Source organism: Ralstonia pickettii, from assembly GCF_030582395.1.
Lineage (GTDB): Bacteria > Pseudomonadota > Gammaproteobacteria > Burkholderiales > Burkholderiaceae > Ralstonia > Ralstonia pickettii_D.
The window spans coordinates 2,351,017-2,364,080 of record NZ_CP104381.1; the positions used below are offsets into that span (position 1 = coordinate 2,351,017).

The window sequence follows — 13,064 nt, forward strand, 5'->3', positions numbered from 1 at the left end:
GTCCTTATGCGAACCGCTCGATCTGGCAGACCGTCGTTTTCGTTTCCTGCATCATCGTCACCGAGTCGTAGCCGTAGGTCGTGGCCGTGTTGATGGCCTCGCCACGCACGATCGGGTGGGCGCCCTCCGGGTAGTACTCGAGCAGGTCCTTGCCCTGCCACCAGCCGGAAAAGTGAAACGGGATGAAGGCGTGGTCTACCCCCACGCGCTCCGTCACCAGCGCACGCACCTTGATCTGGGCGCCGGTCGGCGTCTTGACCCAGACGAAATCGTTGTGTCGGATGCCCCGGTCGGCTGCAGCCTTCGGGTTGATCTCGACAAAGTTCTCCTGCTGCAGCTCGGCAAGCCACGGGTTGGAGCGCGTCTCCTCGCCGCCGCCCTCGTATTCGACAAGGCGGCCGGAGGTGAGAATGATCGGGAATTTCTCGTAGACCTTGTTCTCGATATTGCGCTGCTGCACCGTCTTGTACAGCGTGGGCAGGCGCCAGAAAGCCTTCTTGTCGTCGTGCGTGGGGTACTTGGCCACCATGTCCGGCCGCGTCGAATACAGGGGCTCGCGGTGCTGCGGAATGCCGTCGGGGAAGTTCCACACGATGGCGCGCGCCTTGGCGTTGCCGAACGGATGGCAACCATGCTTCATCGCCACGCGCTGGATGCCGCCGGACAGATCGGTCTTCCAGTTCTTGCCTTCGGCGGCCTTCTTCTCGGCATCGGTCAGGTCATCCCACCAGCCGAGTTTCTTGAGGAAGACGTGGTCGAACTCGGGGTAGCCGGTGGTCAACTCCGAGCCCAGCGAGAACGAGCCATCTTCGGCCAGCAGGTTGACGCCGTCGCGCTCCACCCCAAAGTTGGCGCGGAAGTTACCGCCGCCTTCCATCACGTGCTTGCTGGTGTCGTACAGGTTCGGCGAGCCGGGGTGCTTGAGTTCCGGCGTGCCGTAGCACGGCCACGGCAGGCCGAAGTAGTCGCCGGTCAGGTCGTAGCCGGTTTCGGCATCCTTGCCCCCCTTGCAGCGCAATGTGCGCACATCAAACAGGTGCATGTTGCGCATGTGGGCCTTCAGGCGTTCCGGCGATTGGCCCGTATAGCCGATCGTCCAGTTGCCGCGATTGATCTCGCGCAGGATCGATTCGATCTCGGGCTCGCGCCATGTCATGCCGGCACGCTTGTATTCGGTGATCTTGCAGTTCTTCGACAGCTCCTTGCCGAAGCCGAGGCGATCGGCAAACGCCTGCATGATCACGTGATCGGGCTGCGATTCGAACAGCGGATCGATGACCTTTTCGCGCCATTGCAGCGAGCGGTTCGACGCGGTGCACGAGCCGGACGTTTCGAACTGCGTGGCCGCCGGCAACAGGTAGACGGCGCGGTTCGGATTGGGCGGCGTGCCGTCGGCGGCGGGCATGTTGGCCATGGCCGCCGTAGCCGACGGGTATGGATCGATCACGACCAGCAGGTCGAGCTTGTCGAGCGCGCGCTTCATGTCCATCCCGCGCGTTTGCGAGTTGGGCGCGTGACCCCAGTAGAAAACGGCGCGGACGTTGTTGTCCTGATCGATCAGGTCGTTCTTTTCAAGCACCGCATCGGCCCAGCGCGAGACGGTGGTGCCCGACTTTTCCATCATCGCCTGCGAGGCAAAGCGTCCCTTGATCCACTCGTAATCCACGCCCCATACGTTGGCGAAGTGTTTCCACGCCCCGGCAGCCAGGCCGTAGTAGCCAGGCAACGAATCGGGGTTCGGGCCCACGTCGGTGGCACCCTGCACATTGTCGTGGCCGCGGAAGATGTTGGCGCCACCGCCCGACTTGCCGATATTGCCCAAGGCCAATTGCACGATGCACGAGGCGCGCACGATGGCGTTGCCGATGGTGTGCTGCGTCTGGCCCATGCACCACACCAGCGTGCTCGGGCGGTTCATCGCCATCATCTCGGCGACCTTGTGGACCTGTGCTTCCGGCACGCCGCACACCTCTTCGACCTTGTCCGGCGTCCACTTGGCGAGCACTTCGTCGCGCACCTTGTCCATGCCGTAGACGCGGTCGTGGATGTACTGCTTGTCTTCCCAACCGTTCTTGAAGATGTGATACAGCACGCCGAACAGGAACGCGATATCGGTGCCGGAGCGGATGCGCACGTATTCATCCGACTTGGCCGCCGTGCGCGTGTAGCGCGGATCGACCACGATGACCTTGCAGCCCGTTTCCTTGGCGTGCAGCAGATGCAGCATCGACACCGGATGTGCCTCCGCCGCGTTCGAGCCGATGTACAACGCACACTTGGCGTTCTGCATGTCGTTGTACGAGTTGGTCATCGCACCGTAGCCCCACGTGTTGGCCACGCCGGCGACGGTGGTGCTATGACAGATGCGCGCCTGGTGATCACAGTTGTTGGTGCCGAAGAACGACACCCACTTGCGCAGCAGATACGACTGCTCGTTACTGTGCTTGGACGACCCCACGAAGAAGAACGAATCCGGCCCGGTCTCCTTGCGGATGGTCTGCATCTTGGCGACGATCTCATTGAGCGCCTGTTCCCAGCTGATGCGCTGGTAGCGGCCGTCGACCAGTTTCATTGGCGTCTTCAGGCGGTATTCGCCGTGACCATGCTCACGCAGGGCGGCGCCCTTGGCGCAATGCGCACCGAGGTTGATCGGCGAATCGAACACCGGCTCCTGGCGCACCCACACGCCGTTCTGCACGACGGCATCCACCGAGCACCCGACCGAGCAGTGCGAGCACACCGTGCGACGCACGACGATATCGCCCTTGCCTTCGGCGGCCTGGGCCTCGCCCACCACCGATTTCTTTACCAGCGAAAGCTGCGTTGCGGCCAGCCCTGCCCCGACGCCGATGCCGGAGCGCTTGAGGAACGTGCGGCGGTCCATGGTCGGCAATGCGCCGGCCAGGCTGCGCGCCAGACTGCCGGCCAGCGACGAAGCGCCCTGGCCATTTGAACGCCGGGTCGAAGCGGCTTTGGTGTCCTGTACCGCCGGTTTGCGGGTCAGAAGCATGAGGTCACCTGAGGATGTGGGGTGCGTGCAGTGACGATGAAGCGGAAGCGGCGCGCATGCGGCCGCGTCAGATCCACGTCGTCTTGTAGTACTTGCGGATGTGTTCGCTCAGGCGGTAGCCGGTGGCGCCGTCATCCGCGGCGTCGGTTGCGGGTGTGGCCGGAGCGGTGGGCGCTTGCACCAGATGGCCGGCTGTGGCGGCAGTGCCTGCAGCCGCGGCTGCCACCGCCGCGCCCATCAGGAAGCGGCGGCGAGTGGGTGCTGCATCAGCGGAATCCGCTTCTGGGCGCGCGTGAGGGACGGTGTTCGGGCTTGGCATTTCGATGCTCCCCGGCTCAATCAAACCGATGACCGAATGTAATAGGAATTTTCGAACACATTTTAGGAGTAACGGCATGGGAAAACCATGCCCAAATCCCCTTCCCGAGGGATTTTCCTGACGAATTACCGATGAATTTTTTCAATGAGTCGGATTTGAACCGCTCCTCGGTGACGCTGGCCCGGCGTGGCTCTTCGGAGCCCGCTTAATTTTTAGGCAGCCGAGGCGACGGCTGTCATGCCAACTCAAGGGCGAGCCGCTCCACGTCGAAAAACGCTTTCGCCAATGCAGCCACATCGGCATAGAACGCAGCGCGCGGATGCTGCAATACAGCATCGCAAGCCGTATCGACCCAAGGGGCCAGATGACGCTGAAAAAACCCGCGCTGCTCTTCGATGCGCGCAAGCGCAACGTCGTCCCCGGCGATGAGGTAACGCATCACCTCGCACAGCGTGGCGAGATGGTCTTCCGTTTCCGTAACGCCCTCGGCGCGCTCCAGACCGAAGCGGCGCAGATCATCCCGCAGCACGACGAGCGGCTTTTCGTTCAGGAAACCGGCCTGGTAGTACGAGCCGTACAAGAACACCTCCGGTTTGCCGACGCCGATGAACAGGTCGGTGTATTCCTCGTCAGCCTGCGCGGCGGTCGTCTTGCCGGCGCGGGCGACAAGCCGCCGCCACGCCTGGGTGAGCGCGCTGCTGACTGCCGCTTCAGCATCGGCCGAGGCGGTACCGTCATCGCCTATCGGGTCGAGCGCCGCGGCGGCGATGCGCTGCAGCAAATCGGCGTCCGCCGCCTGGAAGAACAGCGTAGCCAGGAGGCCGTAAAGGTCAGCACGGGCGAGATCCTCCGCGCTGTCGGCGGGCGTCGCGGCGGGATGGAATTGCAGGGGCTGGGCGTCGTTCATGGGATCAGAGATCGGCTTCAATGCGCGGTTTTCAGTGCGGGGCGCCGGGGCGTTCGCCGTTCTGCATCATGTCGATCACCCGGCAGTCGCTGCACATCTTGAGGCGCTCGGCAGCGGCGCCCGAGAACGCCGGATGCGCGCCCAGCTTGGCCAGCATCGTGGTGACCATCTGCGCGGTGCCGAACGCCTTGTTGCAGCGGATGCAGTGGAACGGCTGCGCCTGATTAAGCGTCATCGGCTGCCGGGCGTCGGCCGACAGGTTCAGGCGCGGCACGAGCGCAATGGCGTTTTCAGGGCACGTCGTTTCGCACAGGCCGCATTGGACGCAGTTGCGCTCGATCATCGCCAGCACGGGGCGCTCGGACTGATCGCGCAGCGCTTGCGAGGGGCACGCACCCACGCAGGCCATGCACAGCGTGCAGCTTTCGCGGTTCACGGTGATGGCGCCAAACGGTGCCCCCGCCGGGAGCGGAATGACGGCCTCGGTGGCCTTGGCGTGGCGCGCGAGATGGTCGAGCGCGAAATCCAGCGTCTCGCGCTTGGCAGCGGCCACCGCGAAGGTGGCGGCCGGCATGTCACGGCGAAAGCCGCGCAGGGGGCCCGAAACATCAGCACGACTGAGGCGCGCGTCGAGCGCAGCGGGATCCGCCACGTCGATCAACACCACGCCAGCCGCATCCGGAGGTTCGCCAAGCCCCTGCAGCACGGCCTGCGCCACGGCGACCTGCTCGGCGAGCATCGCACGGTACTGCGGTGCATCGTCTTCGGTCAGGAGAATGGCGATGCGCGCGGCCCCATAAGCCAGAGCGGCAAACCACAGGTCCAACCCCGTCGATGCTGCGTGGAAGACTTCCACCGGCAGCACATTCACCGGCACGCCCTGCGCTTTGCCGATGCGCGCGGCACGGCCCAGTTGCTCGATCAGCGTGCGGCCGCGCTCACCGTTATGCAGCAGCACCACGGCATCGCGCCCACCCGCCGATGCATACGTGCTCAGCAACGTCTTCAGCTTGCGCCCCTGGTACGGCGCGCTGGGATACGCATACGTGATGGCGCCGGTCGGGCACGCCGTCGTACAGGCCCCGCAGCCCACGCACAGATTCGGCGTGACCTGCACGCTACCGCGGCCGTCCTTCCACTGCGACGCGATGGCCGACGCAGAACACACCTGCACACAGGCGTCGCAACCGACCTGGCCATTACGCCCGTGTGCGCAGATCGATTCCTTGTATTGGAAGAACTTCGGTTTCTCGAACTCGCCCACCATTTGCAGCAGGGCCAGCGATGCCGTCAATTGGCGGCCGGCGTCTGCACCGGCGTGGAAATAGCCCTGCGGCGGCTGGTGCTGCGCAAACGCCGGTGCATCGTTCAAATCGAAGATCAGGTCGAAGTGGCCCGACAGCGCCTGCGGTGCATTCACCCGGCTGAAATCGATGGCCATTGCTTCGCCGCACGCCTTGACGCATGCGCGATGGTCGCGGCATGCATCCAAGTCGATCTGATAGAGCGCGTCGATGGCGCCTTCGGGGCAAACATCGATGCAGGCGTTGCAGCGCGTGCAGCGGTCCAGGTCGATCGGATTGCGGTTGCGCCACTGCACCTCGAACGCGCCGAGCCAGCCCTTCATTTCCACCAACTCGCCCGCATGGACGGGCCAGCGGCGTTCCATCGGCGGTACGAGCGGACCGCTGACGCGGTCGCGTCCGGTGACGAGCACCGTCACGCTCAGTTGGTCGGCCAGTCGCTCTGCCCACGGCATCACACGCTCGGCAGCGCCAACAATCAGCACGTTCCCGTCGGAACGGTAGTCGACCACCGGCACCGGGTCCGGCGCAGGCAACCCTGCCACGGCCAACAGGGCCGCTGTCTTGGCCTGCAAGCCGCGCGCATCGCGCTTGGCCCCCGCCGACCACCCTCCCGTTTCGCGCACGTTGACAAAGCGGATCGGCGCGGTCACGCCCTCATGCTGGGCGGCCATTTCTGCAAACAGTGCCTTTTCCTGCGTGCACGCGACAATGACATCCTCCGCGCCATCCAGCGCCTGAGTGAATGCGCCGATCTCGCGGCGGCAAAGCAGGTGGTGCGTCTTGCCGGGCGCATCGATGGCGGCTTCAGACGCGCGCAGGGCGTCGCCCACCGCATCGGCATCGAGCGGCATGGTGTGATTGCAACTGCAGAGCAGCGTCGGCATGGATCTGAGCGTGAGCGCCTGCGTGCGTGGCGCAGGCTATGGGGACATGGCCGCACGGTCGTTGCCGCGCGGTACTCTTTCTTTATTCTACGGACGGTGGCTTAGCGCTGCCATGCGGGGTTGCCTGGGCGGTGTCTTCAACGGCGGGCGACTCGCCATCGGCAGGTTCAGGCGGCGTCTCGCCGGTCACAGCGGGCGAAGCGTCCGGTACCGGCGCGGTTCCGGTCGGCGCAGCCAACTCCTCATCCAGTGGCTCGAACAGCCGCAATTCCGCCGTATGACGCAGCTCTCGCAACATCTCGGGCGGGATCGGATCGGGCTGCGAATAGTCGTCGATGTACGTATCGAGACCGTCCATCACATTGAAGTGCGGATCGGCGAAAAGCTTCTTGAGCGCGGCGCGCTTGACGGTCTCGTCCACCCCGCGCGCGACGAACGGCGCGAAGTCATCGGACGGCGTCAGCTTGGCGGCATCTTCCAGCGTGAGCGGAGGCGGCGCCTCGGGCGTGGGCTCGATCGTCGACACATTGGGCACGACGGCGGGCGCCGGATCAGCGGGCGGGGCCGCTTCTGGTTCGGGCGCGCCCCGCCGGTCGGCGGCCTTGCGGCGCGACCAGCGCGAGAGGAAAGTTTCGTCGCTCACGGCAGCTTCACTCAAAACTTCGCACGGTCTTCCGGCGGCAGGAACGATTCCGGCCGGCGCCGCTTCTTCGGCTCCGGCCGGTAGTTTTCTGCCACGTACGCCTGCAGCCACTCCAGCGCCGCGGCGTCCAACGGCACGTTTTCAACCGTCTCGCCACCGTCCAGCCAGCGGCCAGCCTCGTTGTAACTGAGCGAAACCGTATGCGGAATCGCGCGGCCTTCGTCCGCTGTGCCAGCCTCACCCAGACGCCACAGTACAAACCAGCAGGGCGCGGCTGAGGTCACGTTCAAGTAATAACCCTCGGCCTCGTCGCGAAACAACGTGACGGAAAAGCCGGGCGTGAGCCAGCGCTCTTCGCCGGACCCATCTTCGGCACGGTCCAGGCAGCGCGGCGCCGTGCCGTATTCGCCAAGGTCGGGAACGACCGCCTCCAGCCGCCATTGGAACGGCTGCCAACGGTTGGCCGTGGGGCGGCGGCACAACACCACCGCCACCCGCACAGAGGGGCGATCAGCAGGCAGCGGCGACGTGGTTTCCATGGCGTCAGGTGTTCTGCACGACGATGGACGGGAACTTGCTCGTCATGTCCTTCGCCTTTTCGGCCACGGCAATGGCGACGTGGCGTGCGATCTGCTTGTAGACGCCGGCAATGGCGCCGTCGGGGTCGGCCACCACAGTCGGGCGGCCCGAATCGGCCTGCTCACGGATGGACAAGTTCAGCGGCAGGCTACCGAGGAACGGCACGCCGTATTGTTCGCACATCTTCTCGCCACCGCCGGCGCCGAAGATGTGTTCGGTGTGGCCGCAGTTCGGACAGCAGTAGACCGCCATGTTCTCGACCACGCCGATGATGGGAATTCCCACCTTTTCGAACATCTTCAGGCCCTTCTTGGCGTCGAGCAGCGCGATGTCCTGCGGCGTGGTGACGATCACCGCGCCCGTCACGGGCACCTTCTGCGATAGCGTGAGCTGGATGTCGCCCGTGCCCGGCGGCATGTCGACGATGAGGTAATCCAGATCGCGCCAGTTCGTCTGCTTGAGCAGTTGCTCGAGCGCCGAGGTCACCATCGGACCGCGCCAGACCATCGGGTTGTCCTGCTCGATCAGGAAACCGATTGAGTTGGCCTGCAGGCCATGGCCCTCCATCGGTTCCATCGTCTTGCCGTCGGCCGACTCCGGCTGGCCCTGGATGCCCAGCATCATCGGCTGGCTCGGGCCGTAGATATCGGCGTCAAGAATGCCGACATTCGCCCCTTCCGCCGACAGCGCCAGCGCCAGATTCACGGCGGTGGTCGACTTGCCCACGCCGCCCTTGCCCGACGCCACGGCGATGATGTTCTTCACGTTCGGCATCAGATGCACGCCGCGCTGCACGGCGTGCGCGACGATCTTCATCGACACCTGCACGCTCACATTTTCGACACCCTGCACCTGGCGCAGTGCCCCGATCACCAGCTTGCGGATCGGTTCGAACTGGCTCTTGGCGGGGTAGCCGAGTTCCACGTCGAGCGCCACCTCGCCGCCATCGACCCGGATGTTGCGCGCCGATTTGGACGACACAAGGTCGCGCCCGGTATTGGGATCCACCACGCCGCGCAGGGCTTCGGTGATCTGTTCGATGGTTACGCTCAACATTTGCTCCAGAAATCTAATGCGAATGGGGGACGGGCCAACGGTGACGCGGCATGAACTTTGCGGCGCCCTGGCCACTCTATGTACTGTTTTGCTATTGTATTTTGCCGGCGCATCGTTCGTTCGATTCCCCCCAATATCCCTCTGATGCGCCGGATATCGGCAAACCCACAAGAACCGATCCCGTTATCCGTAGGAGAAACCATGAAAGCCAAGCTTATTTCCGTCTCGCTGATCGCCCTGCTGGCCGCCGGCTGCGCGACCGAGCAGCAGAACCAGACCGCCATGGGCACCGGTGTTGGCGCCGCCGTGGGCGCTGGCATTGGGGCGCTGGTCGGCAATGGCAAGGGCGCCGCGATTGGTGGTGCTCTGGGCGCGGCAACCGGTGCAGCCGTCGGTTACAACTGGGGCGCCATCAAGTCCAAGCTGGCTGGCGATACAGCCGGCACCGGCACGCAAATTTCGGAGCAGCCAGACGGCTCGCTCAAGCTGAACATTCCGAGCCAGGTCTCGTTCGACACCGACAGCGCTGTGATCAAGCCGTCGTTCCGTGGCCCGCTGGATAGCGTGGCACAAACGCTCACGCAACATCCGGAACTGGCCGCCAATGTGGTCGGCCACACCGACAGCACCGGCAACCCGAACTACAACATGACGCTGTCGCAAAAGCGCGCGCAAAGCGTGGCGAGCTACCTGACGGACCGCGGCGTGGCCCGCAATCGCCTGTCCAGCGAAGGCCGGGGCCAGAATCAGCCCGTTGCCGACAACGCCACCGAGGCTGGCCGCGCCCAAAATCGCCGCGTCGAAATTTATTTGAAACCAATTCAGGGGTAACCCGGTCATAGAAAACAGGTGCCGCTTGCCACACGTTGCTGGCTCGCGATGCGTGGCTGACCTCCCGGGCGGCACCTGATTTCTCCTCCTTTTCCGTTGTGGAAAGCTGCGCCGGCACTGACCGGCGCTTTTTTTTGGGCCCACACCGTCCGCGGCATTCTGACGCATACGCCGGGCGCATGATCGAACCCGCCGTTCCGCAGATTCCTCCGCGACCGGCCTGAGACCGCCGGCCGCGCTAAAATATGCGTTTCTCCGCGCGCCGCGCCCTGTCCGCGGCCCGCCCGCACCTTTCTGGCCTGCCCATGTCCGAACGTCGCATCCTCGTCACTTCCGCCCTGCCCTATGCCAACGGCCCGATTCACATCGGCCACCTGGTCGAGTACATCCAGACCGATATCTGGGTGCGCTTCCAACGCATGCGCGGCCACGAGACCTACTACGTGGGCGCCGACGACACACACGGCACGCCCGTCATGCTGCGCGCCGAAAAAGAAGGCCTGACCCCGCGTCAACTGATCGAACGCGTCTGGACGGAACACAAACGCGACTTCGACAACTTCCTTGTTTCGTTCGACAACTACTACAGCACCGACTCCGACGAAAACAAGGAGCTGTGCCAGAACGTCTACCTCAAGCTGAAAGAAGCCGGCCTGATCGACGTGCGCGAAGTCGAGCAGTTCTACGACCCGGTCAAGGAGATGTTCCTGCCGGACCGTTTCATCAAGGGCGAATGCCCGAAGTGCGGCGCAAAAGATCAGTACGGTGATTCGTGTGAGGTCTGCGGCGCGACATACCAGCCGACTGATCTGAAAAATCCGTATTCGGTGGTGTCAGGCGCGACGCCGGTGCGCAAGTCGTCGGAGCATTACTTCTTCAAGCTGTCCGACCCGCGCTGCGAGAATTTCCTGCGCGACTGGGTGGCCGACCTGGCGCAGCCCGAAGCCACCAACAAGATGCGCGAGTGGCTCGGCGAGGAAGGCGAAGCCAAGCTGTCGGACTGGGACATCTCGCGCGATGCGCCCTACTTCGGCTTCGAAATTCCGGGCGCGCCGGGCAAGTACTTCTATGTGTGGCTGGATGCGCCGGTCGGCTACTACGCCAGTTTCAAGAACCTGTGCGCCAAGCGAGGTCTCGATTTCGACGCGTGGATCAACGAACACTCGACCACCGAGCAGTACCACTTCATCGGCAAGGACATCCTGTATTTCCACACGCTGTTCTGGCCGGCGATGCTCAAGTTCTCCGGCCACCGCACACCGACCAACGTGTTCGCCCACGGCTTCCTGACCGTGGACGGCGCGAAGATGAGCAAGTCGCGCGGCACGTTCATCACCGCGCAAAGCTACATCGACACCGGCCTGAACCCGGAATGGCTGCGCTACTACTTCGCCGCCAAGCTGAACGCGACGATGGAAGACCTGGACCTGAACCTGGACGATTTCATCGCCCGTGTGAACAGCGACCTGGTGGGCAAGTTCGTCAACATCGCCAGCCGTTCGGCGGGGTTCCTTGTCAAGCGCTTCGAAGGCCGCGTGAGCGACGCCGCGCTGGGTCATCCGCTGATGGTGCAACTGCGCGAAGCCGCCCCGCAGATCGCCGATCTGTACGAAAAGCGCGAGTACAGCAAGGCGCTGCGCGCCGTGATGGAGCTGGCCGACGCCGTCAATGCGTTCGTCGACACCGAAAAGCCGTGGGATCTGGCCAAGGACGAGGCCAACCGCGAAAAGCTGCACGCCGCGTGCTCGGTCGCGCTGGAAGCGTTCCGCCTGCTGGCCGTGTACCTCAAGCCGATTCTGCCGACCACGGTGGAGCGCATCGAGGCGTTCCTCAACGTTGAGCCGCTGACGTGGCGCTCGATCGACTCGCAACTGTCGTCCGCCAAGCCGATCCAACCGTACTCGCACCTGATGACGCGCGTGGACAAGAAGCAGGTGGATGCGCTGGTCGAAGCAAACCGCCAGTCGCTGCAGGCCACCGCCGATGCACCCGCTGCTGCCGCCAACGGTGCGGCCGCCATCGAACCGATGGCCGAAACCATCACCATCGACGACTTCGCCAAGATCGACCTGCGTGTCGCCAAGATCGTCGCCTGCCAGCGCGTGGAAGGATCGAACAAGCTGCTGCAGCTGACGCTGGATGTGGGTGAAGGACAGACGCGGAATGTGTTTTCGGGCATCCAGTCGGCATATTCGCCGGAGGATCTCGTCGGCAAGCTGACCGTGATGGTTGCCAACCTGGCACCGCGCAAGATGAAGTTTGGGATGTCGGAAGGGATGGTGTTGGCGGCTTCGGCTGCTGATGAGAAGGCTCAGCCGGGGCTTTATATTCTTGAGCCGCATTCGGGGGCGGTGCCGGGGATGCGGGTGCGGTAATGGGTGTGTTTGGGATGGGCCTTGGTGGTGCATCCCTTGTTTCATCCCCTGCCGGGGCTGACTCCCTTTCTTTGGTCTTGCCCAAAGAAAGTAAGCAAAGAAATGCGCGCCCGAGATGGCGAAAGACTCCTTGAATTTATGTCGCAGGGAGGGGAAGGGAAAAACTCGCTTCGCTCAGACAGTTTCCCTTCCTTTTTCCTCCCTGCAACAGAAATTCAAGGCGCCATCTAGGGCAGGAAAGTCAAAGGACAAAAGCCGCACCCTGGGGGCACCAGCCCAAACGACAAGGCCAACCTCGCGACGGGTTGGCCTTTTCTTTTGACGTTAGGCCCTTGATGGCGCCTTGAATTTTCGTAAGCGGGCGGAAACAAGACGGGAAACTGTCTGAACGCAGCGAGTTTTTCCCGTCTCCGCCCGGTTACGGAAATTCAAGGGATGGGTCGCCATCTCGGGCACGCCTTCCTTTTGCTTACTTGTCTTTGGCAAGACAAAGAAAAGTGAGTCGTGCCCGGCAGGGTACGAAACAGGGGATGCACCACAAAAAAGACCAGAGCCAACAACCCAAAAACCCCCTACCCCCCATTCAACCGGTCATCACTCCGCGAAGTCGTCGTAACACGCCCATCCGCCCCAAAGTGCACATTGAAGAAAGCCCGCTCGGTAGCGCTTTCCATCCACCGATACCCCCAAACCTCTTCCTGCTTCAGCTTGAACACCTCGACCTTCCCCGGCTTGCCCAGCATCCGGCGGATGTCGTCCTTGGTCTGCCCCGCCCGCACGCGCCCAAAATTGTCGGCGGTCAACACCTGCTCGATCTTCTGCACGTGCCCGTCGGGCCCGATCGTCACCATCCACGTTGAAGTCCCTTCGGGTCCGCGCGGATACTCAAGCTGCCGCGTGCCGCCCTCGCTCTCCCAGATCATCTCGGGCTGGCCGGCGGTGGCCCTGACATCATCTTCGGTGGATTGCCCCGCCACGATGCCCTTGAACAGCAGGTTGTCCGGCTTGGCCGACTGCCATGCACGCTTGGCAGCGTCGCCCACACGATCCACGGCCTGGTCGACCTTTTGCTGATCGCAGCCGAACAGCCCCAGCAATGAAGCCAGAACGCCCATGGTGACTCCCACTTGTGCGAGTTGACGAAGATGCGGCA

General features: G+C 63.7%; 10 protein-coding genes. 2 read left to right on the forward strand and 8 right to left on the reverse strand.

Annotation, left to right across the window (positions count from 1 at the left end; genetic code table 11):
* Positions 1–4: 4 nt before the first annotated feature.
* The 7 genes from N5B55_RS11395 to apbC form a co-directional block, all read right to left on the reverse strand.
* Positions 5–3,010: a molybdopterin-dependent oxidoreductase gene (locus N5B55_RS11395; RefSeq protein WP_178960520.1), complete on the reverse strand. Its 3,006-nt coding sequence runs from the start codon at positions 3,008–3,010 to the stop codon at positions 5–7.
* A gap of 67 nt (positions 3,011–3,077) precedes the next feature.
* Positions 3,078–3,329, reverse strand: a complete 252-nt coding sequence (locus N5B55_RS11400; RefSeq protein ID WP_065859915.1) for a twin-arginine translocation signal domain-containing protein — start codon at positions 3,327–3,329, stop codon at positions 3,078–3,080.
* A gap of 235 nt (positions 3,330–3,564) precedes the next feature.
* Complete coding sequence (locus tag N5B55_RS11405; RefSeq protein WP_304538229.1) at positions 3,565–4,236, reverse strand: TorD/DmsD family molecular chaperone; 672 nt, start codon at positions 4,234–4,236, stop codon at positions 3,565–3,567.
* Between the two features lie 31 nt (positions 4,237–4,267).
* Positions 4,268–6,427 carry a 4Fe-4S binding protein gene (locus N5B55_RS11410; RefSeq protein WP_304538230.1) on the reverse strand — a complete coding sequence of 720 codons (2,160 nt, stop codon included), beginning with the start codon at positions 6,425–6,427 and terminating at the stop codon, positions 4,268–4,270.
* Positions 6,428–6,509: 82 nt separating this feature from the next.
* Complete coding sequence (locus N5B55_RS11415; protein WP_304538231.1) at positions 6,510–7,070, reverse strand: DUF3306 domain-containing protein; 561 nt, start codon at positions 7,068–7,070, stop codon at positions 6,510–6,512.
* Positions 7,071–7,081: 11 nt separating this feature from the next.
* Positions 7,082–7,609, reverse strand: coding sequence for a DUF3305 domain-containing protein (locus tag N5B55_RS11420; protein WP_012762563.1), 528 nt, complete (start codon positions 7,607–7,609; stop codon positions 7,082–7,084).
* Between the two features lie 4 nt (positions 7,610–7,613).
* A complete protein-coding gene (gene apbC / locus N5B55_RS11425) occupies positions 7,614–8,702 on the reverse strand; it encodes an iron-sulfur cluster carrier protein ApbC (RefSeq protein ID WP_304539787.1) in 1,089 nt (362 codons plus the stop codon).
* A gap of 204 nt (positions 8,703–8,906) precedes the next feature.
* On the opposite strand from apbC, the gene N5B55_RS11430 reads away from it, so the two are divergent.
* Entirely contained in the window at positions 8,907–9,536 is a 630-nt protein-coding gene (locus N5B55_RS11430; protein WP_154206677.1) for an OmpA family protein, read from the forward strand.
* A 305-nt stretch (positions 9,537–9,841) separates the two neighbouring features.
* Positions 9,842–11,911, forward strand: a complete 2,070-nt coding sequence (metG, locus tag N5B55_RS11435; RefSeq protein WP_154206678.1) for a methionine--tRNA ligase — start codon at positions 9,842–9,844, stop codon at positions 11,909–11,911.
* 572 nt (positions 11,912–12,483) lie between these two features.
* Here metG and N5B55_RS11440 read toward each other — a convergent pair.
* The gene (locus N5B55_RS11440) at positions 12,484–13,026 is read right to left on the reverse strand and encodes a hypothetical protein (protein WP_065859974.1); all 543 of its coding nucleotides are present in this window, start codon (positions 13,024–13,026) and stop codon (positions 12,484–12,486) included.
* Positions 13,027–13,064 lie beyond the last annotated feature (38 nt).